Raw genomic sequence first — 25,613 nt, forward strand, 5'->3', positions numbered from 1 at the left:
AGACCACACATTCTGAGGAGATTTGTATGGCCATTCGCGTGGCACTCGTCGGCACCGGAAACTGCGGCAGGCTGGCCCTCGTCCAGCTCATCGAGGATCCCCGGTTCGACCTGGTCGCGGTCGGTACGTCGAGCGCGGACAAGGTCGGCAGGGATGCCGGCGAGTTGGCCGGTCTGGACGTCACCACCGGCATCACCGCGACCGAAGGGCTCGACGCCGTCCTCGCATCGAAACCGGATTGCTTGGTCTACTGCGCCATGGGCGACACCCGACCGGTCGAGGCCACCCGCGACGTCACCGCCGCGTTGTCAGCCGGTGTCAATGTGGTCGGCTCGGCGCCGGGCGGGCTGCAATACCCGTGGGGCGCCATGCCGGCCAGGGCCATCGACCGGGTGGAAGAGGCTGCCCGCCAGGGCAATTCGAGTGTGTTCATCACCGGGGTGGATCCCGGATTCGCCACCGACCTGGTGCCGTTCGCCATTGCCAGCACCTGCCAGCGCATCGACCAGATCAAGACGATGGAGATCGCCGACTACGCCACCTACGACGGCACCGAGGTGATGTCGGTCGTCATGGGCTTCGGCAATCCGATGGATCGCCCCGGCCTGCTGTTCTATCCCGGCATCCTGAGCGCCGCGTGGGGCACCGCGATCACCATGCTGGCCGCGGGCCTTGGCGTGCAGGTCGACGAGATCACCGAGAGCTACGAACTGGCCCCCGCACCCGAAGATATGGAGGTCGCCACCGGCGTGATCGCCGCAGGCACGGTGGCGGCGATGCGTTTCCAGATCAACGGCATGGTCGGCGGACGGCCGGTGATCGTCGTCGAGCACGTCACGCGGGTGCGTGAGGACCTGCGCCCGGACTGGGCCCAGCCCGCGCAGCCGGGTGGGTCCTATCGGGTGGAGATCACCGGGGAACCGTCCTATGTCGTCGACATCTGCCCGACCAGCAGCCGCGGCGACCACAACTACGCGGCGATCCTCGCCGCAGCCGGCCGGATCGTCAACGCGATCCCGGAGGTGGTGGCCGCGCCACCGGGCATCCGCACCACCCTCGACCTGCCGCTGGGCACCGGCCAGGGCTTGGTGTACGCACAGCACGCAGAATAGGAGGCGTGCCCGCCGACCCGACTGCCCAGATCCGCAGCGCACCCGCAGGACCGACGGTCGGCGCCTTCTTCGATCTGGACGGCACCCTGGTCCGCGGCTTCACCGCGACCGTGCATGCCGGGCACCGATTCCGCAACCGGCAGGCCAAGTTCGGCGAGTTGACCGGGATCATCGAGGCCTCGGTGAGGTACAAGCTGGGCCGGATGGAGTTCGAGCGGCTGCTGCAGCGCGCCGCGGGCTACCTGATGGGCGACTCGCTGGCCGATCTCGAAGAACTCGGTGAGCAGCTGTTCCAGCGGCACACCGTCTCGCGCTTGTTCCCGGTCATGCGCGAGGTGGTGGCGGCCCATCAGGAACGCGGTCACACCGTGGTGATGAGTTCGTCTGCGCTGACGATGCACGCCGAGCCGGTGGCCCGGCATCTGGGCATCGCCGACGTGTTGTGCAATCACTTCGACACCGACGACGACGGGCGGCTGACCGGGCAGATCGTGCGACCGATCATCTGGGGCCGCAACAAGGCCCGCGCCGTCCTGGCGTTCAGCGCCGCGCACGGTATCGATCTGAGCCGCAGTTTCGGTTACTCCGACGGCACCGAGGATCTGCCCGTGCTGGAAGCCGTCGGCCATCCGCACGCGGTCAACCCGCGGCCGGGCCTGGCTGCGGCCGCCGCGCAACGCGGCTGGCCGATCCTGCGGGTCAGCTCCGATGAGGGCCGCCGCTGGGTCGCGCTGCGGCGGCGCCGCGCGACTGGATGACGACCCGCACCGTCCGTCGGCCGTGCCCGCAGTCGGCGCACGCAGACTTCACGACCTGTTAAGCGCACTACCCGAGGGCGGTAATGGCATTCTCGCCATCTGTCGTGGGCCGAGCCGATTCCGGACGGCATGGGGCATTGCCCGACACCCGGGGGCATCCCCTAAACTAGAACACGTTTCAGTCGTCCGCCCGCGCTCGTTCTTCAAGGAGAAGGCATGCATACCGCCCTCTGTGACCAACTCGGCATCGACGTGCCGATCTTCGCCTTCACGCACTGCCGAGACGTCGTCGTCGCGGTCAGCAGGGCCGGCGGCTTCGGTGTGCTGGGCGCCGTCGGCTTCACCCCCGAACAGCTCGAGATCGAGCTCAACTGGATCGACGAACACATCGGTGATCACCCGTACGGCGTGGACATCGTCATCCCCAACAAGTACGAGGGCATGGACGCCAACATGTCGGCCGACGAGCTGAAGTCGACGCTGAACGCGCTGGTCCCCCAGGAGCATCTCGATTTCGCCAAGAAGCTGCTGGCCGACCACGGCGTCCCCACCGGAGACCTCGACGACAACGCTCTGCAGCTGCTCGGCTGGACCGAGGCGACGGCCACTCCTCAGGTGGAGATCGCGTTACAACACCCCAAGGTCACCTTGATCGCCAACGCGCTGGGGACCCCACCGGCCGACATGATCAAGCACATCCACGAATCCGGGCGTAAGGTCGCGGCGCTGTGCGGCTCGCCCGCCCAGGCCCGCAAGCACGCCGAGGCCGATGTCGACATCATCATCGCCCAGGGTGGCGAGGGCGGCGGCCACTGCGGCGAGGTCGGCTCGATCGTGTTGTGGCCGCAGGTGGTCAAGGAGGTCGCGCCGCGTCCGGTGCTGGCCGCCGGCGGTATCGGCAGCGGCTATCAGATCGCTGCGGCGCTGGCCATGGGTGCACAGGGCGCCTGGACCGGCTCGCAGTGGCTGATGGTCGAAGAAGCCGAGAACACCCCCGTGCAACAGGCGACGTACGCCAAGGCGACGAGCCGCGACACCGTGCGCAGCCGCTCCTTCACCGGCAAGCCGTGCCGGATGCTGCGCAACGACTGGACCGACGCCTGGCAGACCGCCGGCAACCCCGAGCCGCTGGGCATGCCCTTGCAGTACATGGTGTCGGGTATGGCGGTGGCCGCCACGCACAAGTACCCCGACCAGACCATCGACGTGGCCTTCAATCCGATCGGCCAGGTGGTGGGCCAGTTCACCAAGGTCGAGAAGACCTCCACCGTCATCGAACGCTGGGTGCAGGAATATCTCGAGGCGACCAGCACGCTGAATGAGATCAACGAAGCAGCCTCGGTGTGACGAGGTAGCCCCAGACCGCGAATCCCGTCGGCCTCCGTTCTCCCGGACCGGCGGGATTCGTGTATTCACGGCCGGTTTCGCGCATCTGTTCCCGGCGGCGCGGTGGCTATGTATGATGCTCTACATAATCGGTCGGCCGAAAGGACACCGACGCCATGGCCAGCCCACGTGACCGCATGATCGTCTCGGCGGCATTGCTGATCCGGGAGCGCGGCGCGCACGCGACCGCCATCTCCGACGTACTCGAACACAGCGGGGCTCCGCGCGGCTCCGCCTACCACCACTTCCCCGGTGGTCGCACCCAACTCCTCTGCGAGGCGATCGATTTCGCCGCCGAACACGTCGCCCGCCGCATCTCCTCGGCGGTGTCGGCGCTCGACGCGCTGGACGTCATCGTCGAGCATTTCCGTCATCAGCTGTCCGACACCGGCTTCCGGGCCGGTTGCCCGGTGGTGGCGGTGGCCGTGGAAGCGGACAACACCGAGGTCATGGCGCGCGCCGCCGCCGCCTTCACCCGGTGGATCACCCAGATCGAAGATCTGATGCGCGCCGACGGCATCGCCGCGGGCCGGGCCGCCGAACTCGCGATGCTGACCACCACGTCGATCGAGGGTGCGGTCCTGGTCGCGCGCACCGCCGGTGACGACACCGCCCTCACCGTCGTCCACCGGCAGCTACGCACCCTCGTGGCTGCCGAAACCGGGGAACGAAAGGCGTGATATGACAACCTCCTCCGCGCAGTGGCAGCCCACCGCCTGCATCCTCTGCGAGTGCAACTGCGGCATCGTGGTACAACTGGACGGCCGCAGTCTGGCCAAGATCCGCGGGGACAAAGCACATCCCGCCTCGCAGGGGTACACCTGCAACAAGGCACTGCGCCTGGACCACTATCAGAACAATCCGGCCCGACTGAGAGCACCGATGCGCCGCCGGCCCGACGGTGGCTACGACGAGATCGACTGGGACACCGCGATCGCCGAGATCGCCGAGGGGTTCGCCCGCATCCGCGACAACTACGGCGGGGACAAGATCTTCTACTACGGCGGCGGCGGCCAGGGCAATCACCTCGGCGGTGCCTACAGCGGGGCATTCCTCAAGGCGCTCGGCGCCCGCTACCGGTCGAATGCCTTGGCACAGGAGAAGACCGGCGAATTCTGGGTGGACAGCCAGCTCTACGGCGGGCACACCCGCGGCGAGTTCGAACACGCCGAGGTGTCGGTGTTCGTCGGGAAGAACCCGTGGATGTCGCAGAGCTTCCCGCGGGCCCGCACGGTGTTGCAGGACATCGCCAAGGATCCGCATCGCTCGATGATCGTCATCGACCCGGTGATCACCGACACCGCCGAGCTCGCCGATTTCCACCTGCGCGTGCGTCCCGGCACCGACGCCTGGTGCCTGGCCGCCGTCCTGGTGCAGGAAAACCTCTGCGACGAGCCATTTTTGGCCGAACACGTGACCGACACCGATCCGGTGCGCGAGGCCCTGGCAGCGGTGGACGTCGACGGCTACGCCGCGCGCTGCGGTGTCGACGCCGACCTGTTGCGCGCGGCGGCACGCCGGATCGCCGCGGCGTCCAGTGTCTCGGTGTTCGAGGACCTCGGCATCCAGCAGGCGCCCAACAGCACCCTGAGCTCCTACCTCAACAAGATGCTGTGGATCCTCACCGGCAACTTCGCCAAACGTGGCGGGCAGCATCTGCATTCGTCGTTCGCACCACTGTTCGGCGCGGGCGGGGTGGGCCGCACCCCGGTCACCGGAGCACCGGTCATCGCCGGGCTGGTGCCGTCGAATGTGGTGGCCCAGGAGATCCTCACCGCTCACCCCGACCGGTTCCGCGCGATGATCGTGGAGAGCAGCAATCCCGCGCATTCGGTCGCCGACTCGGCCGCGGTGGGCGAAGCGCTCGCCGCCCTCGAGCTGCTCGTCGTCGTCGACGTCGCGATGACCGAGACCGCACGTCTGGCGCATTACGTGTTGCCGGCGGCCAGTCAGTTCGAGAAGGCCGAGGCCACCTTCTTCAATCTGGAGTTCCCGCACAACACCTTTCACCTACGGCACCCGCTCATGACCCCGGCGCCGGGCACGCTGCCCGAACCCGAGATCTGGGCGCGGCTGGTGCGCGCGCTCGGTGTGGTCGACGATGCCGACCTGCAGCCATTGCGCCAAGCGGCGGCCGACGGGCTGGATGCCTACGCGCAGGCGTTCTTCGCCGCCGTCGGAGCGAACCCCGCCCTGGGCCGGGTGCTGCCATACGTCCTCTACGAGACGCTCGGCCCGGTGCTGCCGCAGGGTTTGGCGGGCGCCGCCGCGTTGTGGGGGCTGGCCCAGAAGGCAGCGGTGACCTACCCCGACGCGGTGCGACGGGCCGGCCATGCCGACGGCAATGCGTTGTTCGATGCGATCCTGTCCAGTCCGTCCGGGGTGACGTTCACCGAGCACGAATACGCCGACGACTGGGGACTGATCAGCCATGCCGACGGCAAGATCGCGCTGGCCATCCCGGAGCTGCTGGCCGATCTCGCTGCGCTGGCCGCCGGTCCGGCGCAGCTGACCGACGCCGAGTTCCCCATCGTGCTCTCGGCCGGCGAACGCCGGGCCTTCACCGCCAACGACATCTTCCGGGACCCCGCTTGGCGCAAGCGCGATGCCGACGGTGCGCTGCGGGTGAGCGTGCAGGATGCGCAGGCGCTGGGACTGGTGAACGGCGGCCGCGCCAGGATCAGCACGGCGGCCGGCAGCGCGGAGGCGACCGTCGAGATCAGCGCGGCGATGCTGCCCGGCCATGCGGCCCTGCCCAACGGCTACGGTCTGGATTTCGTCGGCGCCGACGGCATCTCGACGGTGCCGGGGGTCGCGCCGAACGCATTGACATCGGCCGATTGGCGCGACGCCTACGCCGGCACCCCCTGGCACAAACATGTGCCGGCGCGGATCACCGCCGTCGAATCGGTCACGGTATAGCGGGCGGTGCCGGTGGCGCCGGCACTCCCGGCGGCGGCGCCGGCACTGCCGGCGGCGCCTGGACCGGATCCGGGGTGTCCATGCCGCGCTGCGCCAGGCCCAGCACCAGCGCCTCCTTACCGCTGATCTCACGGTTCTGCACGGCGTTCCACAGGTCCCGCAGATAACTGACCCGCGGTGATTCGGCGCCGGCCATCACACTGGGATCCATCGTCGATCCCGGCGGTGGCGCGTCCGGGCTGGACAGATGGGGCACGCCGTCCGGCGGCGCGGCGGCGGCAGCGGGGTCGGCGGCGACGGGGGGCACCGGCGGCGGTGGTGCATCCGTGGGATCTGCCGACGCGGGTGCGGCCAGCGCCAGCGCCGTCACCCCGCCGGCCAACGCCAGCAGTACCTTCGCTGCGACATCGATCGCCATGGATCCCCTTTCACCGTCGTACCGCGGTCAACAGGTAGTTCTGCGCGGGTCCGCAAATTGTTACACCTGAGCCCGGTGGGACGCACGCGAACCGGGATCTGTCAGGTTCGGCCACCTTCCCCGACTTCGGGACGCGGGCGCGTGCGGTGGTGTAGCAATGCCGAGAGGGACCAATTACACACCGTCGTGTTGGGAGTGCAACGATGCCGACCCCGAACCTTCCGCCCGGGTTTGACTTCACCGATCCCGATATCTACGCCCAACGGCTGCCCATCGAGGAGCTCGCCGAGATGCGCAAGGTCGCGCCGATCTGGTGGAACGACCAACCCGAGGGCGTCGGCGGTTTCGACGACGGCGGGTTCTGGGTGGTGACCAAGCACCGCGACGTCAAGGACGTGTCGCGGCGCAGCGACGTGTTCTCCAGCCTGGCCAAGACGGCGCTGCCGCGGTACAAGGACGGCACCGTGCCCGCGCAGATCGAGACCGGCAAGTTCGTCCTGCTGAACATGGACGCGCCGCATCACACCCATCTGCGCAAGATCGTCTCCCGGGCGTTCACCCCGCGCGCGGTCGAACAACTGCGCGCCGATCTCGCCGAGCGGGCCCGCCAGATCGTCGCCGCCGCAGCGGCCGAAGGCCGGGGCGACTTCGTCGAGCAGGTGTCCTGTGAGCTACCGCTGCAGGCCATCGCGGGGTTGATGGGGGTGCCGCAGGAGGATCGGATGAAGCTGTTCCACTGGTCCAATCAGATGGTCGGCGACATGGATCCGGAATTCGCGAACAACGACGCGATCAGCGCATCGGTGGAACTCATCACCTACGGCATGCAGATGGCGGCCGAGAAGTCCGCCAACCCCACCGACGACCTGGTCACCAAACTCGTCCAGGCCGATGTCGAGGGCCACAAGCTCTCCGACGACGAGTTCGGATTCTTCGTCATCCTGCTCGCCGTGGCCGGCAACGAGACCACCCGCAACTCGATCACCCAGGGCATGATGGCGTTCACCGATTTCCCGGATCAATGGGAACTGTTCAAGCGAGAGCGTCCGGGCACCGCCGCCGACGAGATCGTGCGCTGGGCAACGCCGGTCACCTCATTCCAGCGCACGGCGCTGGCCGACACCGAACTGGGCGGGGTGTCGATCAAGAAGGGGCAGCGCGTCGTGATGTTCTACCGCTCGGCCAATTTCGACGAAGAAGTCTTCGAGGATCCGTTCCGGTTCGACATCCGGCGCGATCCCAATCCGCACGTCGGCTTCGGCGGCACCGGCGCGCATTACTGCATCGGCGCCAACCTGGCCCGGATGACCATCGATCTGATGTTCAACGCGATCGCCGACGCCATGCCCGACCTGACCCCACTGGCCGCACCCGAACGGTTGCGTTCGGGCTGGCTCAACGGCATCAAACACTGGCATGTCGACTACGTGGGCGCGTCGAAGCGGGCGGAACCCGCGGGTAGTCGATGATCGAACGCCAGTAGTCCTCATCGATCTCGGTATCGGACCGCAGCACGACGGACAGCCCGACCGCCATCGCGATACCGAGCAGCCCGAGCCACAGGCCGGCCAGCGCGATGACAGCCCACAGCACCGTGGTCAGTGCGGGCCACGGTGAGACCAGGGCGAGCACCGGCGCGAAGAAGAAACCGGTACCGATGTACCAGGAAGAGCCGGCCCGGTCGCAGCGCAGGACGAACCGGAGCCATCGGGGAATGTTCGGTTGTGTCATGCCACCAGCGTCGGCCGCCCGGGTAAGCAGGGCAATTACCCCCGAGGTAATGGCGCCGGGGTCCGCCGGTGTTCGACACTGGGTGACGTGACGACCGTGGACACCCAGAATTTGACCTTCGGCGCGCTGATGCGCAGCTGGCGGCAACGGCGACGGCTCAGCCAGCTGGACCTGGCCCTGGAGGCCGAGGTGTCGGCCCGGCACGTGAGCTTCATCGAGACCGGCCGGTCGGCGCCCAGCCGGTCCATGGTGCTCAAACTGGCGGCGGCGCTCGACATTCCGGCCCGCGAACAGAATCAGCTGTTGCTCGCGGCCGGGCTGGCCCCGGTGTACGGCGAGCGCACCCTCGACGATCCGGGAATGGCGGCCGTGCGGGCCGGCATCGACCGGGTTCTGGCCGCCTACAATCCCTTTCCCTGCCTGGCGGTGGACCGCGGCTGGAATGTGTTGCAGGTCAACGCCGGAACCGCGGTGTTGCTCGACGGTGTGGCGCCTCACCTGATGGAACGACCCAACGCCCTGCGCATCTCGCTGCATCCCGACGGCCTGGCGCCGCGCATCCGCAACCTGGCGCAGTGGCGCCACCACGTCATCGGACGGTTGCGCCGGGAGGCGGCCGTGAGCGGATCGCCGGAATCGGCGGCGCTGCTGGCCGAGATCGAGTCCTATCCCGGCGGGCAGTCCGATACCTCCGATCTGGGCGGTGTGGTGGTGCCGCTGGAGATCGACGGCGACGCCACGGTGCTGCGGTTCCTGAGCACCGTCACCACCTTCGGCACCGCGCTGGACCTGACGGCCGCCGAGCTGAGCCTGGAGGCGTTCCTGCCGGCCGACGAGGTCACGGCCGACGCGCTCCAGGCAACTGGTCTTACCACTTGACCTCTAACCACTGTCGTGTGATGCTCGGGGCATGGCACTTCAGCCCATCAACCGCCGGTCGGTCTCCGAGGACGTGTTCGATCAGATCGTCGCCGACGTCCTCAGCGGTGAGATGCAGCCGGGTGATCCGCTGCCCAGCGAACGACGCCTGGCCGAGGTGCTGGGGGTGTCCCGGCCGGCGGTGCGTGAGGCGCTCAAACAGCTGACGGCGGCCGGGCTGGTCGAGATCCGCCAGGGTGACACCACCACGGTGCGCGATTTCCGCAGGCACGCGGGGCTGGACCTGCTGCCCCGGTTGTTGGTGCGCGACGGCGAGCTGGACCCCGCGGTGGTGCGGTCCATTCTGGAGACCCGGCTGCACAACGGGCCCAAAGTCGCCGAACTCGCGGCCGCGCGGCGCCGGCCGGAGTTGGGTGCCCTGCTCGAGCAGACCATCACGGCGCTGGCCTCCGAGTCCGATCCGGTCGCCCAGCAACGGCACGCGCTGACGTTCTGGGACCACCTCGTCGACGGTGCGGACTCGATCGCGCTGAGGCTGATGTACAACACGCTGCGTGCCACCTACGAACCGGCGCTGCCGGCGTTGGCCACCCTGATGGCCGCCGAGGTCGGCAGGCCCGGTGCCTACCGCGCGGTGGCCGACGCCGTCGTCGCCGGCGAGGCCGCCGCCGCGGCAGCTGCCGCTCACGCCCTTCTCGAACCGGCCACCACCGCACTGCTGGATGCGCTTGCGGCCCTGGAAGCACAGGAGAGCCAGTCATGACCGTCTCCCCCACCCGGCGCGGGCTCACGCTCACCGCAGCGGCCCGCGAGTTCGTCAGGCATCCATCGCCATGGCTGATCGGCACGACCCTCGTCGCCGCGGTGACAGCACGAATTCTGCACGGCCACTGGGAAATCGGAGATGCGATCGTTGCGCTGGCGATGCTTGCGGCGTTCCCGTTCCTGGAGTGGACGATCCACGTCGCGATCTTGCACTGGCGGCCGCGCCGGATAGTCGGGGTCACCGTCGATCCGCTGCTGGCTCGTAAGCACCGCGAACATCACGTCGAACCACGCGATATCCCATTGGTTTTCATACCCTGGCAGTCACTGTTGTGGGTGCTGCCGCTTTCGGTGGCGATCGGTGTGCTGTTGTTCCCGGCCACCGGCGGCGGCCTCGGTCGCGGCCTCACCTTCCTCGCGTGGCTGGCGGCCCTCGGCCTGGGCTACGAATGGTGCCACTACCTGATCCACACCGATTACAAACCCAAAACCGCTCTGTACCGGTCGATCTGGCGCAATCACCGGCAGCATCACTTCAAGAACGAGCACTACTGGTTCACGGTCACCAGCAGCGGCACAGCCGATCGCGTGTTGGGCACCTACCCCGACCCGACGACCATCGCCACCTCACCCACCGCGAAGAACCTGCACGACGCCGGCGATCGCGCTTCGGTCAGGCCTGGATGATGACCGGGTCGCCGATGCTGACGTTGTTGTAGTACCACTGCGCATTGTCCGGGCTGAGGTTGATGCAGCCGTGGCTGACGTTTGCATAGCCCTGCGAGCCCACCGACCACGGCGCGGAGTGCACGTAGACGCCGCCCCACGTGACACGCACCGCGTAGTTGACCGTCAGCTTGTAGCCCTCGGGATCGCTGAGCGGGATGCCGATGGTGCGCGAATCCATGACGACCGGGTTCTGCTTCTCCAGCGCGGTGAAAGAACCGATCGGGGTGGGGTGCTTGGGTTTACCCATCGAGGCCGGCATCTCCCGGACCACCTGGCCGTCGATACTGACGGTGAAGGTGTGTGCGTCGATATCGGCGATACCGACCACCTGGGAACCGGTCTCGAATGTCGTCTTGAACCCGCCGACCGACAAAGCGATGGTCGAGTGTGCCGGCCAGTAGCCGCTGGGCGTGAAACGCACCGTCGAATCATCAAGCCAGGCAAAGGATCCCGCGGGTACCTTGGGATCGGCGACGCGGTCACTGGCCACCGAGAACTCGATCGCGTGTTCGGCCGCCGCACGGTCGGGGACCGGACCGGCGAACCCGACCGTCACGGGATAGGCCACCCCGACGACCTCGCCGGCCGTGGGTGACACGGATACCACCGCGGTGGGCGTGCCGGTGGCCGCGGCGCCGGCGATGCCGGTCGACGTCGTGGCCAGCAGGGCGATCCCAGCGATGACGAGCACATACCGAAATGCTGTGCGCAAGCTTTCAATCCTCTCTGGGACACCCAGACGGCGGTGGTGAACTACATGGTAGTTCGTCCCCGGCGAGATGATTGTTAGCCAGAGCCTCGGATCAGCCCTGCGGCGCGGGCAGCACCGGGGTCGGATAGTCGTCGTCGGCGCCCGGGTGCAACCGGTCGCGGATCCGTTCCAGCAGCGATTTCTTGACCGGCGGAGCGGCCGGTGGCGGTGCCGGCGGCACGATCGCCGGTGGTGGAACGGCGGCCGCGACCGCAGGATCGAAGCTCAGCGGTGGCGGCGTGGTATCGACCGGGGCCGCCGGGAGGTCGGTGTTCGCCTCGGCGGGCGGTGCGGTGTCGGCGATGTCCGGGGGTGCGGCGGCGGGCGGCTCGGTGGCGGCCTCGACCGGCGCCTGCGGCACCTCGACGGCCGGAACGGCCTCCGGTGCCGGTGGTGCAGCGGGTGCCGGCGCGATGACCGGTGCCGCCACCGGGAGCGGCACCGCGGCGGCGACCGGGCGGGGCGCGGCGACCGCCTGCTCGGGTGAGAGTGCCACCGCGACGGCAGCCGATGCGGATACCACGAAGGTGATCACGCCGGCGGCCAGCACGCCGGCCAGCGCCCCGGTCGGCGACAGCCGGCGGGCGGCGGCGTGCCGTCCGGCCCCGGCAGGCGCCAGCGCCGCCTCGTCGAACGGCATGTCGAGGCTGTGTGTGGAGGCCAGCGCCGCGCCGCGGGCCAGCGCCAGCGGCGCCTCGGCCGGGGCGAACACCGGCACCGACAGTGCGTCCTCCAGGCGCGGCAGCACCGCGCCGAAGTCGCCGGCCGAACCCACCACAACCAACGCCTCCGGCTGCCAGTCAGCCCTGGTGAAGACCGTGCTCAACCAGCCGATCAGGCTCTCGTCGCTGTCGATGCCGTGATTGATCGCGGTCTGCACACCGCCGTCGCCGCGATGCACGATCAGGGCGATCACGGTATCCGGCTCGATCACGCAGACCGCCGTGGTGCGATAGCCGATCACGTCGGCCATCCCCCGGGCCAGCGCCTCGGTCGCCTCCGGCAGCCGGATCGGCACCACGTTGCCGAACCCGGACGCGCTCAGCGAGTCCATCAGCATCGCCGCCTCGGCGCCGGCATCCTCGCTCCACGTCACGCCGATCGATTTGAGCCGGCGGGCCGCCGAGATCGCCTCGACCGCCGCGGTGACCCGCTGGGCCGCCGCCCTGACATCCGTTCCGTCGTCCACCGGCAGCGCGAAGGCATCGCCGACGGCGTCACCGTCGTCCTCGTCGGCACCGCCCACCACCACCAGGCCGAGCGACGTGGGTGTCATCGACAAACCGAGCACCGCGTCCACATGTACCCCTTCGGACCACGCCGGCCACAGTGGAAGCGCGACCGCGTCGAGGCGATACCGTCACCGCCTCGTTACCGGGCTGAGACTACCGGGGCGAGTCCCGTTCGGCCCAGTCCGCCCGCGCCCGCCTCCCGAACCGCGGCGAAAACCGCGGCCAACACACCGCGGGAACGACGATGACACCCCGGCTGTCGTGGCAGGGTAACCGGCATGAGCGAGTTACAGGGGCCGCAGGCGTCACGCCTGCCGCAGGAGTCGCAGGGGGATTCGACGCGGACCGTCTTCGGGCATCCGATCGGCCTGACGAACCTTTTCGGCGTCGAGTTGTGGGAGCGTTTCTCCTTCTACGGGATGCTCACCATTCTCGGTTATTACCTCTACTATTCGGCGACCGACGGCGGCTTGGAGCTGCCGAAGGCCACCGCCACCGGCATCGTCGGCGCATACGGCGGTCTGGTCTATCTGTCGACGGTGCTGGGCGGCTGGATCGCCGACCGGTTACTCGGCATGGAACGCACGGTCTTCTACGGCGGCGTCGTGGTGATGCTGGGGCATATCGCGCTGGCGGTGCTGCCCGGCCTGTCCGGTGTCGGCGCCGGCCTGGTGCTCGTCGCGCTGGGCTCCGGGGCACTCAAGGCGAATGCCTCCTCACTGCTGGGCACGCTGTACTCCAAGGGCGACGCCCGCGCCGACGGCGGATTCACGTTGTTCTACCTCGGCATCAATCTCGGCGCCTTCGTCGGGCCGCTCGTCACCGGCCTGCTGCAGACCCGGGTCGGCTTCCATTACGGGTTCGGTGCCGCCGCGATCGGCATGGCGCTGGGGCTCGCGCAATACGTGGCCTTCCGCCGCAATCTCGGGGACCACGGTCGGCATGTCCCGAACCCGCTGCCCCGCAGTGCAATCGGCAAAACGGCCGCGGTCTTTGTGGCCGTCATCGTGGTCATCGCCGCGGCTGTCGGGCTGAAACTGGTGACGCTGAGCAACCTGTCACAGGTCACCACCGGCGTCATCATCGTGGCGTCGATCGCGTACTTCGCCGTCATGCTGAGCAGCTCCAAGGTGATCGACGCCGAGAAGGTGCGGGTCCGGTCGTTCATCCCGCTGTTCATCGCCAACGCGGTGTTCTGGTCGCTGTTCCAGCAGATCTTCACCGTGCTCGCGGTGTACTCCGACGAGCGGATGGACTGGTCGATCTTCGGCTGGACGGCACCGTCGAACTGGATCGGCTCGATCGAACCGGTGTGGATCATCGTGCTGTCACCGCTGTTCGCGGTGCTGTGGACCAAATTGGACAAGCGGGCCCCGACCACTCCACGCAAATTCAGCTACGGCGTCATCGGCATGGGCCTGGCCTTCCTGTGTTTCGTACCGCTGGCCGGTGTCGAAGCCGTACCGGCGTTGCTCATCGCGGTCATCCTCGCGGTGTTCGCGGTGTCGGAACTGCTGCTCTCGCCGATCGGGCTGTCGGTCACCACCAAGCTCGCGCCGGAAGCGTTCCGCGCCCAGATGATGGCGCTGTACTTCTTCTCGGTGGGGTTGGGCACCTCGATGTCGGGCGTGCTGGCCAAGTACTACGAACCGTCCCGAGAGGTGGCGTACTTCGGCATCCTGGGCGCCGTCGCGGTGCTCGTCGGCATCGTCGTGTTCGTGGTGTCGCCGTGGATCAGCCGGCAGATGGAGGGTGTGCACTGACCGAGCGCCGACGGTTACGGGCGCTCCACCGGATCTGTGCGAAGTCGTGACCTTGCACCGACCGCAATCGCGGCGCGGTGCGGGAGAATCGAGGTCAGGATCCGGCGAAGGAGATGCCGATGAGCGCCCCGGTACTTGATGAACTGACCGTCGATTGTGCGGCGCACGGACTGGCGTCGGTCTACAGCCGCAGGATCGGGCACTCCACCGCCAGCTGCACCTGCGGCTGGCACGGACCCCGTCGCCGATTGAGAGCCGTTGCGGCACAAGATGCCTGGACGCATTGCATCCAGCAGCGCTGCGAGGTGTCAGTGCCCCTGGTGTTCCGCGCCGGCTGAGGGGCCGGCCAGGATCTCGCGCAGCATCCCCGGTTCGACATTCCCGCCGGAGAGCACCATCACGGTAGGACCGGGCGGTAGCGTGTGCCGCCGGTACGCGGCCAACGCCACCGCGCCGCTGGGCTCACTCACCAGATGCGCCTTGAACGCCAACTCCCGTACCGCAGAACGGATTTCCTCCTCGGAGACGGTGAGGACATCGGTAAGCACCCGCTGCAGATGCGCAAACGTCAGCGCCGACGGTTCGGACCGCAGCCCGTCGGCGATGGTGCGGTTGCGTTCGGCGATCGGCATGGGCACCCGGTGCCCGGCGCGCAGCCCGGCGGCGGTGTCGGCGGCGAGTTCAGGCTCGACGCCGAAGATCTGGGCCTGCGGGCACAACGCCTTGACGGCCGTGCCGATGCCGGACGCCAGCCCTCCCCCGCTGACCGGGATCAGCACATTGGCCACCTCGGGCATATCCTCGGCAATCTCCAGGCCGGCCGTGCCCTGCCCGGCGATGACATCGGGGTGGTCGAACGGCGGGACCAGCGTGGCACCGGTCTGCTCCACGAGCTCGGCGGCCACCGCTTCGCGCTGTCCGGCGCCGCACAACACCACCTTGGCTCCGTGCTCGCGAGTCTTGCGCACCTTGATGTCCGGCGTCTCCTGCGGCATGACGATGTGCGCGTCGATACCGAAGGTGGCTGCCGCGTAGGCGACCGCCTGGGCATGGTTTCCGCTGGAGTAGGCCACCACGCCGCGGGACCGAACCGCCGCGTCGATGCGGCCCACGGCGTTCAGCGCGCCGCGGACCTTGAAGGCGCCGATCACCTGCAGGCTCTCCGGTTTGATCCACAGCGGCCGAGCGGGATCCGACCAGTCGGTGGGCAGCAGCGGGGTGCGTACGACGGCGCCACGCAGGCGATGCGCCGCCGCGCGGATGTCGTCGAGGGTGACAAGCGAAGCAGTGGTCATCGGCGCCCACGCTTTCATGGCGGCGCCTCGTCCGGCAAGGTGACTTCGGTGAGCGCACCCACCGACCAACCGTTCTCGTTCCCGATCGTGCCGCGCTACGCCGAGATCGACCAGCAGGGAGTGGTGTTCAACGGCCACTACCTGACCTGGTTCGACGAGGCGTGCACCGCGTTCCTGGACCGGCTGACCGTGGACTATGCGGGACTGATCGCCCTCGGATTCGATTTCAAGGTCGTGCACAGCGACATCGACTACCTGGCGTCGGTGCGGTGGCGGGACGCCGTGCGCGTCGCGGTGGTCTGCGAGAACATCGGGACCAGCAGTTTCACCGTGGCCTTCACCGTGCTGCGCACCGGCGCCGGCCAGCCGGAGCAGGTGGCCGCCCGCGGACACAACACCTATGTCGTGGTGTCCACCGCCGACTGGGCCAAACGTCCGATCCCAGAACCGTTTCGCGCCGCCCTGCGGGGCACCACAAGCGCCTCTTGTGTGCCGCCCGCCGGGCGCTCACAGTGAAAAGATGACCGAACAATGGATCAGGGGGCGCCTCCTGCAGCGGATCACCTTCCGCGACGGTCTGGTGCTCAACCTGGATGATTACAACGAACTCGTCATCTCCGCCCCGTTGGAGCTGACGGTGCCGCCGATCGCCGGCGAATCCGGCGAGGTGTTCACGATCGATCCGCTGGCGGTGCGCCGGGAACAGAAACCGCTGTTCGACTTCGCCGGGGCCACCTGCACACACGCCGACTGGGATGCGGACGGCAGCCTGCACCTGTGCTTCTCCAGCGGACAGCGTATCGATGTGCCCAGCGACGATCAGCACACGTCATGGGAGCTGTACGGCAAGTACCACGGCTACGCGGCGTGCCTACCGCGCGGCCATGTCCGCGTGGTCCGCCACGACCTGCCGGAACCGGAGGCGGCCGGAGCCTGACGGTCGGCCCCGCTCAGTTGACGCCGACGCCGAAGATGGGAATCCACAGCCCGAACAGCCAGATCCCCCACTGCCGGAACCCGTCATCCCACACCGGGTTCGCGTGGTAACCCCAGTAGTTGATCGACGGTGGCAGCGGGCCACCGGCCCACTGGAACGGGGGCGGCGGGCCCCAACCCCACGGCGGCGGGCCCTGGCGGTCGTCCCACCAGTCGTGGCGGTTGTTGGCCCACCACACCCCCTTGTCCCAGTGCTTGTCGAACCCGGGACCGCCGGGGCCAGGGCACCACGGCCGGCAGTCGTTACCCCGCCCGTGGCCGTTCCCGTGGCCGTTCCCCGGGTCTGCGGACGCCACCGCGCCACCGAGGGTTGCGCCACCGAACCCCAGACTGCTGACGATCACGGCACCAGCCACGATCCTGGCCAGCTTCATCGTCTTCTCCCCACCATGTTGCGTGCGTTCTCTTCAGGAAGAACGAAGCGACAGGCAGCACGAAGGCGGACCAGATATCGGTACCTCAGAACTGCCGGTCGGCCGCCACTCCTACCTGACGTATCGACGGTCACACCGGCGGCGTTACCGGAGGATCCGCCCGAGCCAGGCCATCACAACGTGACGGTGACCGGCCCCACCGTGTGGCACACCGACACGGGTGGACTGCCTGCCACGGCGCACCCGCGTCCGCTGGCGACGTAGCTCGCCCCCGGCCGGTACGGCGCGAAGAACACCTGCGCGGTGGTCGGGCCCTCCTTCGACACACACAGCGGGGCGGCACCGGCACCCTGGATCTCCAGACAGGCCACCTGCAGCATCGAATTGGACCGGTTGCACGCCGCGGTCGTCACGGTGGTGGTCACCATCGGAGTTCCCGACACCTGCGTCACCACCGGCGTCGACAGCGTGTAGGCGCAGCCGGGTTCATCGGGTGCGGCGGTGGCCGCACCGGCGCCGGCCAGGCCGGCGCCCACCAACAGCGGCAATACCACGGCAACGCCACGTCTCATAGTCGGATGGTAGTTCACGGCCCCGCGCCGGGATCGACGATGAACAGCACCAGCGTGACGGCGAGAATGCCGGCGGCCACCCAGATGGCGTGCACATCCCAGGCCCGGCTCAGCACCGCTCCCAGGACCGCGCCGGCCGCGAAGGCGCCGATGAGGGCGGCGTACACACCCCAGGCGCGCAGGGCGCCGGGCTTGCGGTCCACCACACCGTCGTAGCCGGCCTCGACGAAGCGCATCAGGTTGCCGGTGGTGGCCACCGGCAGATACGCCAGATCACCGATGTTGCGGAACAACCCGATCTGCACCGCCGCAAGGAACGAGATCGGCACTGTGACGTAACTGTGCGGGACCGAGGACGGCACGAAACCGATCACCACCAGCGCGATCACCTGGATGCCCATGGTCCAGCGCAGCGGGTGGCGCAGGTGGCGTTCGACCCGGCCGGATTTGATGTGCGAGGCCACCGAGACACCGGCGATGAATGCCAGGATCGGCCACACGTGGGCCATGGCCGCGGCGACCTGGCGCTGGGAGATCTCCAGCGCGAAGAAGATGACGTTGCCGGTCTGCACATTGGCGAACACGTGGCCGCGGGCGTAGTAGGTGTGCGCGTCCAGGAATCCGTTGGTGACGGTGAGCAGCAACGCGAACCACAGGGTGCGGGTGCGCGCGGTGTCGTCGACCCCGCCGGCCGCTGCGAACATGCCGTCAAACTACCCGGCCGCCGCTCCCAGCGCGTCGAGCATGCCCGCCGCCGACCGCGGCCAGGTGAACTGTTCGGCGCGGCGCCGGGCACTGTGCCGGCGCAGCGATTCCGGCCGGCGGATGACGCCGGCGACCGCGTCGGCGATGGCGTGCGGATCGTTGTCGGCCGTGGCACCGCTGTCCTCGGTGAGGATCTCGGCCAGTGCCGAGGTGCGCGAAACCACCGCCGGTGTCCCACAAGCCAACGCCTCCAGCGCGGCCAGGCCGAAGGTCTCGTGCGGCCCGGGCGCCAAAGCGATATCGGCCGATGCCAGGATGGCGGCCACCGAGTCGCGGCACCCGATGTACCCGGTGAAGTCGACCGGCAGCCCGGCGGCCTGGCGTTCCAGCCTGGCCCGCATGGGGCCCTCCCCGACCACCACCAAGCGGGCGTCCAAACCCGAATCACGGAGGGCGGCAACGGTGTCGATGCTGCGGTGGGCGTGCTTCTCCACCGACAGCCGGCCGCAGTGCACCAACAAGGTCTGCTCCGGCGCCGCCCACCGGCCCCGCACCTGGGCGCTGCGCCGGCTCGGGTGGAACTGCTCCAGGTCGACCCCGAGCGGAACGGTCTGCACGTTGCGGGCACCGATCCGGTCGAACTCTGCCCGCGCGAACGCGGTGGTGCACACCACCGCGTCGTAGTTCGATGCGGTGCGGCGATTGGCGAAGTCGGCCACCTCACGCGCCATCCGGAGCGGAAGAACCTGCCCGACAAGGCGATCCAGCCGCTCATGCGAGATCATCACCGTCGCCGCCCCGTGCCTGCGGCCCCACTGGCCGAGGGAACGCAGGGTGAGCCGGTCGGACACCTCCAGTGCGTCCGGCTGCAGCCGTTCCAACAGTTCGGTCACCGGGCCGGGCAGCACCGCTCGGTATCCGCCGGTACCCGGGATGAGCGCGGCGGGCAACTCCAACCGCACCACCCCCGACGGCAACACCTGACGAGTCCGGTGCCGACCGGGAACCACCAGGAACACCTCGTGACCGGCCGCGCAGTACTCCGCACCGAGCCGGTCCACCGCGGTCCGCAGGCCACCCGACCGTGGACCGTAGAAGTTCGCGACCTGGACAACGCGCATGTGACCATCAGATCGGCAGCCCGTGTGCTGACGAACACCAACGGTCGACGCGTCCCTGAACGGACCGTGAACTCACACGCTCAGGACAGGTACTTGGCGAACCAGTCCTGCACCCGCTGCCACGCGTCGGCGGCGGCCGCCGCGTGGTAACGCTCACCGGTGTCGTTGAAGAACGCGTGGTTGGCGTCGGGTTCGGTGACCAGCTCGTGCACCATGCCCGCCTTCTCCAGCGCGGCCTTGGCGACCGGCTCGGTGGCGTTCACCCGATCGTCGAGTGCACCGTAGAAGCCAAGCACCGCAACGTTTTTCGAACCAGAGAAATCTGCATTCTCCGGGGTGGGGCCGTAGAACGGCACCGCCGCGGCCAGCCGCGGTTCACCGGCGGCCAGCAGCTGCCAGACCAGGCCGCCGCCCATGCAGAAGCCCACCGCTGCCAGTTTCTGCTCCGGTGCCAGCCGGGCCAGTTCGTCGACACCCGATTTCAGGTTGGCCACCAGGTCGGCAGCGGGGATCTTGCCCAGCGCCGCGGTGGCCGCGGCGGGATCGCTGAAACTGCCGGTCCCGCCTTGCGGCGAGAGCAGATCGATCGCCAGCGCCGAGTAACCGCTGCCGGCGAACCGGCCGGCGACCGAGCGGACCCAGTCGTTGAGCCCCTTGTTCTCGTGCACGATCAGCACGGCGCCCTTCGGGGCGGTCGCCTCGCCCGAACTGCTCCTCGCGTCCGCAGGACTCCACGCCCCTTCGAGCTCCCCCTGCGGCCCCGCCCAGTTCACCGGCGCGGTGGGCAGGGTGTGCTCCGAACCCGGTGGCGGGGCGACCGCTGCGGCCGACCCGGACGAAGCGGCAGTCGTGCTCGACACCGGCGAAGCGGCCTTCTTGTCACTGCACGCGGCGATGAGGGCGGAGGCCGCGCCGGCACCGAACCCGAGCAGGGCCAGGCGGCGCAGCGCCTCGCGGCGGGACAGCAACCCGTCGACGTGGTCGGTGGCGATCTCTTCGGCGATGTACCGCTGCATGGGAGTCACCTTCGCGAGTATGCCCCCGGATCGATGAAAGCTCCCTGCAGTATTTCTGGACGCGCGATACTCAGACGATGACCGCTGGGTCGTTGCGTGGCCGGATTGCGGTCGTCGCGGGTGCGACCCGTGGCGCCGGCCGGGGCATCGCGGCCGGGCTCGGCGAGGCGGGTGCCACCGTGATCTGCACCGGCCGCAGCAGCGTGACCGGTAACGAAGATTCCGACTACGACCGCCCCGAGACCATCGAAGAGACCGCCGATCTGGTGAGCAGCCTGGGCGGAACGGGTGTGGCCGTTCGGGTGGACCATCTCGACGCAGCCCAGGTGCGACGGCTGGCACGGCGCATCGATGACGAGTTCGGGACCATCGACATCCTGGTCAACGACATCTGGGGCGCCGAGGTGCTCAAGGGGCCACCGTCGTCGTGGGGCCGGCCGATGTGGGATCACGACCTGGACGACGGCTTGCGCATCCTGCGCTTGGGTATCGACACCCATCTGATCACCTCGCACTGCCTGCTTCCGCTTCTGGTGCGACGCCCCGGTGGGCTCGTGGTCGAAATAACAGACGGCACAGCCGAATACAACGCAGCCAATTATCGGCTCTCGGTGTTCTACGACCTGGCGAAGGTGGCGGTGAACCGGCTCGCCTTCAGCATGGGCCACGAGCTGAAGACCGCGGGCGCCACCGCGGTGGCCGTCACCCCGGGGTGGCTGCGTTCGGAGATGATGCTCGATGCCTACGGCGTCTGCGAGGCCGACTGGCACCACGCGCTGGATATCGACCGCGACGACGGCTATCCGTGTGCCCCGCCGGGCTTCGCCCAGTCCGAGTCGCCCCGCTACGTGGGACGCGGGGTCGCCGCGGTCGCTGCGGATCCCGACCGGCAGCGGTGGAACCAGCGGTCGGTGACCTCGGCCGCGTTGGCAGCCGACTACGGCTTCACCGATATCGACGGGCGCCGGCCCGACGGCTGGGTGTAGACAACTTCTCAAATCTGTTCACGATTTTCGTTGACACCCGTCCGGCCGCGCTGTTCTGATGACGGGGTGAGCGCGAACGTGACCCACAGCACTTTCGACACGGTCATCCGGCGCGGACGCTGGTTCGACGGCACCGGGGCACCATCGGCGGTGCGCGACCTGGGTATCCGTGCCGGTCACGTCGTGGCCATCAGCGCCGGCGAATTGGACGCCGCCGGATGCCCGCAGGTGATCGACGCCGCCGGAAAATGGGTGCTGCCCGGCATGCTGGACATCCACACCCACTACGACGTCGAGATCCTCGGCGGTCCCGCGCTCGCCGAGTCACTGCGCCACGGCGTGACGACCGTGCTGCTCGGTTCCTGTTCGCTGTCGACGGTGCACGTCGGCGGTGACGATGCCGGTGACCTGTTCGGCCGGGTCGAGGCCATCCCGCGTGAACACGTCATCGCCGCGGTCGACCGCCACAAGAGCTGGGACAGCGCCGACGGCTACGTCGACGCGCTGGAAAGCTTGCCGCTGGGCCCGAACGTGGCCGCCTTCATCGGCCACTCCGACATCCGCACGGCGGTCATGGGTCTGGACCGGGCCACCCGCGCTTCGCAGCGCCCGACCCGCCGCGAGCAGGCCGAGATGGAACGCATGTTGGCCGAGGCGCTGGACGCCGGCTTTGTCGGATTGTCCTCGCAGCAACTACTTTTCGACAAGATCGACGGCGAGGTGTGCCGGTCGCGCACGCTGCCCTCCACCTATGCCAAACCGCGTGAACTGCGCAGGCTCAAGGCCCAGCTGCGCCGCACCGGCCGGGTGCTGCAGTCCGGTCCGGACATCGCCAACCCATTGAACCTGCTGTCGCAGCTGGCGCAGTCACTCGGCGTGTTCCGCAACCCACTCAAGACCAGCCTGCTCTCGGCCGCCGACGTGAAGTCCAATCCGTACGCGGTGAAGATCCTGGGCCCGCTGGCCCGGTTGGTGAACGCGCTCGGCGGCAACTTCCGCTGGCAGCATCTGCCGGTGCCGTTCGAGGTGTACGCCGACGGCATCGACCTGGTGGTGTTCGAGGAATTCGGTACCGGCGCCGCGGCCCTGCACCTGCGCGACGAGGTCGAACGCAACGAGCTGCTGCGAGACCCGCGCTACCGCGAGCAGTTCCGCAAGGACTACGAGAACAAGTTCGGGGTGCGGGTGTGGCAGCGTGACTTCTTCGACGCCGATATCGTCGACTGCCCGGACACCTCGGTGATCGGCCGGTCGTTCGGCCAGGTGGCCCTCGAGCGCGGTATCCATCCCGTCGACGCGTTCCTGGACCTGGTATGCGAGCACGGCCGGGCCCTGCGTTGGCGCACCACCATCTCCAATCACCGCCCCGCCGTGCTGAAGAAGCTGGCCCGCGAACCCGGAATCCAGATGGGCTTCTCCGACGCCGGTGCACACCTGCGCAATATGGCGTTCTACAACATGGGCCTGCGGCTGCTGCGGCACGTGCACGACGCCGAGAAGGCGGGCCGTCCGTTCATGACAGTCGAACACGCCGTGCACCGGCTCACCGGTGAGCTGGCCGACTGGTACCGCCTCGATGCCGGCCACCTGCGTATCGGGGACCGCGCCGACGTGGTGATCGTCGACCCGGCCCGGCTCGATGCCACGTTGGAGGCCTACGCCGAAGAGCCCGTCGACCAGTACGGCGGATTGTCGCGGATGGTCAACCGCAACGACGACGCCGTGCGCGCCGTGCTGGTCGGCGGGCGGCTGGTGTTCACCGCGGGCACCCCGACCGAGCTGGTCGGCCGGCGGCGCACCGGCCGCTTCCTGCGTGCCGCGCACCGGGCGCCCGCGCTGCCCACCGACCGCGACGAAGCAAGAGGTGAATTGTCCAGTGTCAGCTGAAGATACGGTCCGGCGGATGTGGAAGGCGCTGTCCGACCGGAACTGGGAGGCGGTCAAGGCCGAGCTGGCCGACGACTGTATCTACGCCGACATGCCGGTCGGACCGGCAGTATCCGCGCGCGGACCGGAGGACATCGTCAAACGGCTCAAGATCGGGCTGGAACCGCTGGCCTCCTACGTCAACCACGACGGAACGCTGGTCGCCGACGGGGACACCGTCATGTACGAGCATTCCGAGACGTGGCAGTGGCGCTCCGGGGAGACGGCGGTACTGCGCTTCGTGAGCGTGCACGAGGTCCGCAACGACCGGATCGCGCTGTGGAAGGACTACTGGGACATGGGAGCCTTGGTGAACTTCGCGCCGTCGACGTGGATGGACGAACTGGCCCGCTCCGACATGTCCTGGATCTACGACGCCACCGGGCAGATCTGAGACTGAACCGAGAGGTTTCTGGGTACGTGCTACCTGCATGACCTCTCGAATCCGCCACCTCTGGCTCATCGTCATGGCAGCCGCGCTGCTGCTGGGTGTCACTGCCGCGCCGGCCCATGCCGACGACCGCCTGCAATTCACCGGCACCACCCTCTCGGGTGCGCCGTTCGACGGTGCCGGCCTGCAGGGCCGCCCGGCAGTGTTGTGGTTCTGGACGCCATGGTGTCCGTTCTGCAACCAGGAGGCACCCAACGTCAGCCGGGTTGCCGCCGCCAATCCAGGTGTCACGTTCGTCGGCGTGGCCGCCCGTTCCGACGTGGCCGCCATGCAGGGCTTCGTGTCGAAGTACAACCTGGGTTTCACCAACCTCAACGACGCCGACGGGTCCATCTGGGCACGGTTCAACGTTCCTTGGCAGCCGGCCTATCTGTTCGTGAAGCGCGACGGCACCTCGTCGTTCGTGAACAATCCCACCTCGGCGATGTCCGAACAGGAATTGTCCGACCGCGTGGCGGCGCTGGCCTGAGTTGGAGACCGACCTGGTCGGACTGGCGTTCAGCGCCGGACTGGTCGCCGCGCTGAATCCGTGCGGATTCGCCATGCTGCCGGCGTATCTGGCGCTCGTGGTGCAACGGGACGGCCGGCCCGCCCGTGCCCTGGGCCGGGCACTGGCGGCCACGGCCGCGATGACCGCCGGCGTGGTGGCGGTGTTCGCCGGGTTCGGCGCGCTGGCGGTCTCGGTGGCCTCGACCATTCAGCGCTATCTGCCGTACGTGACGGTGGTCATCGGGATACTGCTGCTGGCGCTGGGGTTGTGGCTGCTGGCCGGGCGTCGGGTGGGGGTGCCGCTGTCGGCCGGCGCGCGCTGGGCGCCCACCGCGCGGCTGGGCTCGATGCTGGGTTACGGCGCCGGTTTCGCATTGGCCTCGCTGTCCTGCACGGTGGGACCGTTTCTCGCGGTGACGGCCGGTGCGGCCCGCGCGGGCACGCTGCGCGACGGCGTCGGGGTGTACCTGGCCTACGGCGCGGGCTTCGCGCTGATCGTCGGGGCCTTGGCGGTCTCGGTGGCCGTCGCAAGCTCCGCGATGCTCGACCGGCTGCGTCGAATCCTCCCCTACGTCAACAGGATCGGCGGCCTGCTCTTGGTTCTGGTCGGCGCGTACGTGACCTACTACGGCGTCTACGAGATCCGGTTGTTCAACGGTAACGCGGGCGTGGTCGACCCGGTGATCACCGCCGCCGGCCGCCTACAGGCGACCCTCGCCGGCTGGGTGCACCAGCACGGCGCCCTGCCCTGGCTCGTGGTGCTGGCCGCCATCATCGGACTGACCGCGGCGCTCACCGCGACAACAGTGCGATACCGGCGACGATCAGACCGACGACCTTGACCACCTCGAGCCCGACGTAGGCGTAATGGGCGCGCGACCGCGGGGCGTCCGAGCCGGCCAGCACCGCGTCGGAGCGGCGGGTGAGCCTGGGACGCACCGCCACCAACTGCACGACCAGCGCGCCGACCACCGTTGCGGCCGCGCCGACCGCGAGCGTCGGGGGCCGCGCCGACACCACGGAGGCGAGCAGGACGATCGCCAGCGCAGCTTCGACGCCGTTCAGCGCGCGGAACACCAGCCGTCCGATGCCCAGTCCGATCGGCAGCGTGACGCCGGGTGCGCGGAACTTCAGTGGCGCCTCGATGAACGAGATGGCCAGCACCATGCCGAGCCAGACGAAGTTCGCGGCAACCGCGGTTGCGGCGGCAGCACCCATGAGCTTGCCCAGGGGATG

General features: G+C 68.7%; 29 protein-coding genes. 18 read left to right on the forward strand and 11 right to left on the reverse strand.

Annotation, left to right across the window (positions count from 1 at the left end; genetic code table 11):
* The first annotated feature begins 26 nt into the window (after positions 1–26).
* The 5 genes from AWB94_RS31430 to AWB94_RS31450 all read left to right on the forward strand — a co-directional run bounded on the left by AWB94_RS31430 (position 27) and on the right by AWB94_RS31450 (position 6,178).
* Entirely contained in the window at positions 27–1,112 is a 1,086-nt protein-coding gene (locus AWB94_RS31430; protein WP_062657028.1) for an NAD(P)H-dependent amine dehydrogenase family protein, read from the forward strand.
* 5 nt (positions 1,113–1,117) lie between these two features.
* Positions 1,118–1,870: an HAD family hydrolase gene (locus AWB94_RS31435; RefSeq protein WP_234811952.1), complete on the forward strand. Its 753-nt coding sequence runs from the start codon at positions 1,118–1,120 to the stop codon at positions 1,868–1,870.
* A 216-nt stretch (positions 1,871–2,086) separates the two neighbouring features.
* Positions 2,087–3,217 carry a nitronate monooxygenase gene (locus tag AWB94_RS31440; protein WP_062657026.1) on the forward strand — a complete coding sequence of 377 codons (1,131 nt, stop codon included), beginning with the start codon at positions 2,087–2,089 and terminating at the stop codon, positions 3,215–3,217.
* 155 nt (positions 3,218–3,372) lie between these two features.
* On the forward strand, positions 3,373–3,936 hold the full coding sequence (locus tag AWB94_RS31445; protein ID WP_062657025.1) for a TetR/AcrR family transcriptional regulator: 564 nt from the start codon (positions 3,373–3,375) through the stop codon (positions 3,934–3,936).
* Between the two features lies 1 nt (position 3,937).
* A complete protein-coding gene (locus tag AWB94_RS31450; RefSeq protein ID WP_062657024.1) occupies positions 3,938–6,178 on the forward strand; it encodes a molybdopterin-dependent oxidoreductase in 2,241 nt (746 codons plus the stop codon).
* Here the strand turns inward: AWB94_RS31450 and AWB94_RS35950 are convergent.
* Positions 6,168–6,596 (reverse strand): hypothetical protein, encoded by a 429-nt coding sequence (locus AWB94_RS35950; RefSeq protein ID WP_062657023.1) that lies wholly within the window; start codon positions 6,594–6,596, stop codon positions 6,168–6,170. The two genes, AWB94_RS31450 and AWB94_RS35950, sit on opposite strands and share 11 nt — an antisense overlap.
* A 203-nt stretch (positions 6,597–6,799) precedes the next feature.
* On the opposite strand from AWB94_RS35950, the gene AWB94_RS31460 reads away from it, so the two are divergent.
* Entirely contained in the window at positions 6,800–8,065 is a 1,266-nt protein-coding gene (locus tag AWB94_RS31460) for a cytochrome P450 (protein WP_062657022.1), read from the forward strand.
* On the opposite strand, the gene AWB94_RS31465 is transcribed toward AWB94_RS31460, so the two are convergent.
* Complete coding sequence (locus AWB94_RS31465) at positions 8,001–8,327, reverse strand: hypothetical protein (protein WP_062657021.1); 327 nt, start codon at positions 8,325–8,327, stop codon at positions 8,001–8,003. The two genes, AWB94_RS31460 and AWB94_RS31465, sit on opposite strands and share 65 nt — an antisense overlap.
* 87 nt (positions 8,328–8,414) lie before the next feature.
* On the opposite strand from AWB94_RS31465, the gene AWB94_RS31470 reads away from it, so the two are divergent.
* The 3 genes from AWB94_RS31470 to AWB94_RS31480 are packed head-to-tail and all read left to right on the forward strand — an operon-like array spanning position 8,415 to position 10,658.
* Positions 8,415–9,206, forward strand: coding sequence for a helix-turn-helix domain-containing protein (locus AWB94_RS31470; protein ID WP_062657020.1), 792 nt, complete (start codon positions 8,415–8,417; stop codon positions 9,204–9,206).
* Between the two features lie 31 nt (positions 9,207–9,237).
* Positions 9,238–9,969 (forward strand): FadR/GntR family transcriptional regulator, encoded by a 732-nt coding sequence (locus AWB94_RS31475; protein ID WP_062657019.1) that lies wholly within the window; start codon positions 9,238–9,240, stop codon positions 9,967–9,969.
* Positions 9,966–10,658, forward strand: coding sequence for a sterol desaturase family protein (locus tag AWB94_RS31480; protein WP_062657018.1), 693 nt, complete (start codon positions 9,966–9,968; stop codon positions 10,656–10,658). Before AWB94_RS31475 ends, AWB94_RS31480 begins: the two co-directional genes overlap by 4 nt.
* Here AWB94_RS31480 and AWB94_RS31485 read toward each other — a convergent pair.
* Both AWB94_RS31485 and AWB94_RS31490 read right to left on the reverse strand, forming a co-directional pair.
* Complete coding sequence (locus AWB94_RS31485; protein ID WP_276054610.1) at positions 10,645–11,367, reverse strand: L,D-transpeptidase; 723 nt, start codon at positions 11,365–11,367, stop codon at positions 10,645–10,647. The two genes, AWB94_RS31480 and AWB94_RS31485, sit on opposite strands and share 14 nt — an antisense overlap.
* Positions 11,368–11,503: 136 nt before the next feature.
* Positions 11,504–12,751: a DUF7159 family protein gene (locus AWB94_RS31490; protein ID WP_062657017.1), complete on the reverse strand. Its 1,248-nt coding sequence runs from the start codon at positions 12,749–12,751 to the stop codon at positions 11,504–11,506.
* A gap of 210 nt (positions 12,752–12,961) precedes the next feature.
* On the opposite strand from AWB94_RS31490, the gene AWB94_RS31495 reads away from it, so the two are divergent.
* Both AWB94_RS31495 and AWB94_RS35390 read left to right on the forward strand, forming a co-directional pair.
* Positions 12,962–14,446, forward strand: coding sequence for a peptide MFS transporter (locus AWB94_RS31495; RefSeq protein ID WP_062657016.1), 1,485 nt, complete (start codon positions 12,962–12,964; stop codon positions 14,444–14,446).
* Between the two features lie 119 nt (positions 14,447–14,565).
* Entirely contained in the window at positions 14,566–14,784 is a 219-nt protein-coding gene (locus tag AWB94_RS35390; protein ID WP_131805303.1) for a hypothetical protein, read from the forward strand.
* On the opposite strand, the gene AWB94_RS31500 is transcribed toward AWB94_RS35390, so the two are convergent.
* Positions 14,755–15,741: a threonine ammonia-lyase gene (locus AWB94_RS31500; protein ID WP_062657062.1), complete on the reverse strand. Its 987-nt coding sequence runs from the start codon at positions 15,739–15,741 to the stop codon at positions 14,755–14,757. The two genes, AWB94_RS35390 and AWB94_RS31500, sit on opposite strands and share 30 nt — an antisense overlap.
* A gap of 48 nt (positions 15,742–15,789) precedes the next feature.
* Between AWB94_RS31500 and AWB94_RS31505 the strand changes: the two genes are divergently transcribed.
* Both AWB94_RS31505 and AWB94_RS31510 read left to right on the forward strand, forming a co-directional pair.
* Positions 15,790–16,257, forward strand: coding sequence for an acyl-CoA thioesterase (locus tag AWB94_RS31505; RefSeq protein WP_062657015.1), 468 nt, complete (start codon positions 15,790–15,792; stop codon positions 16,255–16,257).
* A gap of 4 nt (positions 16,258–16,261) precedes the next feature.
* The gene (locus AWB94_RS31510) at positions 16,262–16,678 is read left to right on the forward strand and encodes a DUF6188 family protein (protein WP_062657014.1); all 417 of its coding nucleotides are present in this window, start codon (positions 16,262–16,264) and stop codon (positions 16,676–16,678) included.
* Between the two features lie 13 nt (positions 16,679–16,691).
* Here the strand turns inward: AWB94_RS31510 and AWB94_RS31515 are convergent, their stop codons facing one another.
* The 5 genes from AWB94_RS31515 to AWB94_RS31535 all read right to left on the reverse strand — a co-directional run bounded on the left by AWB94_RS31515 (position 16,692) and on the right by AWB94_RS31535 (position 20,534).
* Positions 16,692–17,111, reverse strand: a complete 420-nt coding sequence (locus tag AWB94_RS31515; RefSeq protein ID WP_062657013.1) for a hypothetical protein — start codon at positions 17,109–17,111, stop codon at positions 16,692–16,694.
* Positions 17,112–17,284: 173 nt separating this feature from the next.
* Positions 17,285–17,683 (reverse strand): hypothetical protein, encoded by a 399-nt coding sequence (locus AWB94_RS31520; protein WP_062657012.1) that lies wholly within the window; start codon positions 17,681–17,683, stop codon positions 17,285–17,287.
* A gap of 14 nt (positions 17,684–17,697) precedes the next feature.
* The gene (locus AWB94_RS31525) at positions 17,698–18,387 is read right to left on the reverse strand and encodes a YoaK family protein (RefSeq protein WP_062657011.1); all 690 of its coding nucleotides are present in this window, start codon (positions 18,385–18,387) and stop codon (positions 17,698–17,700) included.
* Positions 18,388–18,396: 9 nt separating this feature from the next.
* The gene (locus AWB94_RS31530) at positions 18,397–19,509 is read right to left on the reverse strand and encodes a glycosyltransferase (RefSeq protein WP_062657010.1); all 1,113 of its coding nucleotides are present in this window, start codon (positions 19,507–19,509) and stop codon (positions 18,397–18,399) included.
* A gap of 80 nt (positions 19,510–19,589) precedes the next feature.
* Positions 19,590–20,534 carry a dienelactone hydrolase family protein gene (locus AWB94_RS31535; protein WP_062657009.1) on the reverse strand — a complete coding sequence of 315 codons (945 nt, stop codon included), beginning with the start codon at positions 20,532–20,534 and terminating at the stop codon, positions 19,590–19,592.
* Between the two features lie 68 nt (positions 20,535–20,602).
* On the opposite strand from AWB94_RS31535, the gene AWB94_RS31540 reads away from it, so the two are divergent.
* The 5 genes from AWB94_RS31540 to AWB94_RS31560 all read left to right on the forward strand — a co-directional run bounded on the left by AWB94_RS31540 (position 20,603) and on the right by AWB94_RS31560 (position 25,219).
* Positions 20,603–21,511, forward strand: a complete 909-nt coding sequence (locus AWB94_RS31540; RefSeq protein ID WP_062657008.1) for an SDR family oxidoreductase — start codon at positions 20,603–20,605, stop codon at positions 21,509–21,511.
* A gap of 78 nt (positions 21,512–21,589) precedes the next feature.
* Positions 21,590–23,398: an N-acyl-D-amino-acid deacylase family protein gene (locus AWB94_RS31545; protein WP_062657061.1), complete on the forward strand. Its 1,809-nt coding sequence runs from the start codon at positions 21,590–21,592 to the stop codon at positions 23,396–23,398.
* On the forward strand, positions 23,388–23,831 hold the full coding sequence (locus AWB94_RS31550; RefSeq protein WP_062657007.1) for a nuclear transport factor 2 family protein: 444 nt from the start codon (positions 23,388–23,390) through the stop codon (positions 23,829–23,831). The genes AWB94_RS31545 and AWB94_RS31550 overlap by 11 nt, the downstream gene beginning before the upstream one ends.
* Before the next feature lie 73 nt (positions 23,832–23,904).
* Positions 23,905–24,357 carry a protein disulfide oxidoreductase gene (locus tag AWB94_RS31555; RefSeq protein ID WP_409365972.1) on the forward strand — a complete coding sequence of 151 codons (453 nt, stop codon included), beginning with the start codon at positions 23,905–23,907 and terminating at the stop codon, positions 24,355–24,357.
* A 1-nt stretch (position 24,358) separates the two neighbouring features.
* On the forward strand, positions 24,359–25,219 hold the full coding sequence (locus AWB94_RS31560; RefSeq protein WP_062657005.1) for a cytochrome c biogenesis CcdA family protein: 861 nt from the start codon (positions 24,359–24,361) through the stop codon (positions 25,217–25,219).
* Here the strand turns inward: AWB94_RS31560 and AWB94_RS31565 are convergent.
* On the reverse strand, positions 25,170–25,595 hold the full coding sequence (locus tag AWB94_RS31565; RefSeq protein WP_062657004.1) for a hypothetical protein: 426 nt from the start codon (positions 25,593–25,595) through the stop codon (positions 25,170–25,172). The two genes, AWB94_RS31560 and AWB94_RS31565, sit on opposite strands and share 50 nt — an antisense overlap.
* Positions 25,596–25,613: the final 18 nt, after the last annotated feature.

Origin of the sequence: Mycolicibacterium canariasense (assembly GCF_002101555.1) — a bacterium.
GTDB lineage: Bacteria > Actinomycetota > Actinomycetes > Mycobacteriales > Mycobacteriaceae > Mycobacterium > Mycobacterium canariasense.

Bases quoted from the DNA above. Each gene is read 5' to 3' on its own strand.
- AWB94_RS31430 (WP_062657028.1), top strand. From the start codon at position 27: ATGGCCATTCGCGTGGCACTCGTCGGCACCGGAAACTGCGGCAGGCTG.
- AWB94_RS31440 (WP_062657026.1), top strand. From the start codon at position 2,087: ATGCATACCGCCCTCTGTGACCAACTCGGCATCGACGTGCCGATCTTC.
- AWB94_RS31445 (WP_062657025.1), top strand. From the start codon at position 3,373: ATGGCCAGCCCACGTGACCGCATGATCGTCTCGGCGGCATTGCTGATC.
- AWB94_RS31450 (WP_062657024.1), top strand. From the start codon at position 3,938: ATGACAACCTCCTCCGCGCAGTGGCAGCCCACCGCCTGCATCCTCTGC.
- AWB94_RS35950 (WP_062657023.1), bottom strand. From the start codon at position 6,596: ATGGCGATCGATGTCGCAGCGAAGGTACTGCTGGCGTTGGCCGGCGGG.
- AWB94_RS31460 (WP_062657022.1), top strand. From the start codon at position 6,800: ATGCCGACCCCGAACCTTCCGCCCGGGTTTGACTTCACCGATCCCGAT.
- AWB94_RS31465 (WP_062657021.1), bottom strand. From the start codon at position 8,327: ATGACACAACCGAACATTCCCCGATGGCTCCGGTTCGTCCTGCGCTGC.
- AWB94_RS31475 (WP_062657019.1), top strand. From the start codon at position 9,238: ATGGCACTTCAGCCCATCAACCGCCGGTCGGTCTCCGAGGACGTGTTC.
- AWB94_RS31480 (WP_062657018.1), top strand. From the start codon at position 9,966: ATGACCGTCTCCCCCACCCGGCGCGGGCTCACGCTCACCGCAGCGGCC.
- AWB94_RS31495 (WP_062657016.1), top strand. From the start codon at position 12,962: ATGAGCGAGTTACAGGGGCCGCAGGCGTCACGCCTGCCGCAGGAGTCG.
- AWB94_RS35390 (WP_131805303.1), top strand. From the start codon at position 14,566: ATGAGCGCCCCGGTACTTGATGAACTGACCGTCGATTGTGCGGCGCAC.
- AWB94_RS31500 (WP_062657062.1), bottom strand. From the start codon at position 15,741: ATGACCACTGCTTCGCTTGTCACCCTCGACGACATCCGCGCGGCGGCG.
- AWB94_RS31510 (WP_062657014.1), top strand. From the start codon at position 16,262: ATGACCGAACAATGGATCAGGGGGCGCCTCCTGCAGCGGATCACCTTC.
- AWB94_RS31515 (WP_062657013.1), bottom strand. From the start codon at position 17,111: ATGAAGCTGGCCAGGATCGTGGCTGGTGCCGTGATCGTCAGCAGTCTG.
- AWB94_RS31520 (WP_062657012.1), bottom strand. From the start codon at position 17,683: ATGAGACGTGGCGTTGCCGTGGTATTGCCGCTGTTGGTGGGCGCCGGC.
- AWB94_RS31525 (WP_062657011.1), bottom strand. From the start codon at position 18,387: ATGTTCGCAGCGGCCGGCGGGGTCGACGACACCGCGCGCACCCGCACC.
- AWB94_RS31530 (WP_062657010.1), bottom strand. From the start codon at position 19,509: ATGCGCGTTGTCCAGGTCGCGAACTTCTACGGTCCACGGTCGGGTGGC.
- AWB94_RS31540 (WP_062657008.1), top strand. From the start codon at position 20,603: ATGACCGCTGGGTCGTTGCGTGGCCGGATTGCGGTCGTCGCGGGTGCG.
- AWB94_RS31555 (WP_409365972.1), top strand. From the start codon at position 23,905: ATGGCAGCCGCGCTGCTGCTGGGTGTCACTGCCGCGCCGGCCCATGCC.
- AWB94_RS31565 (WP_062657004.1), bottom strand. From the start codon at position 25,595: ATGGGTGCTGCCGCCGCAACCGCGGTTGCCGCGAACTTCGTCTGGCTC.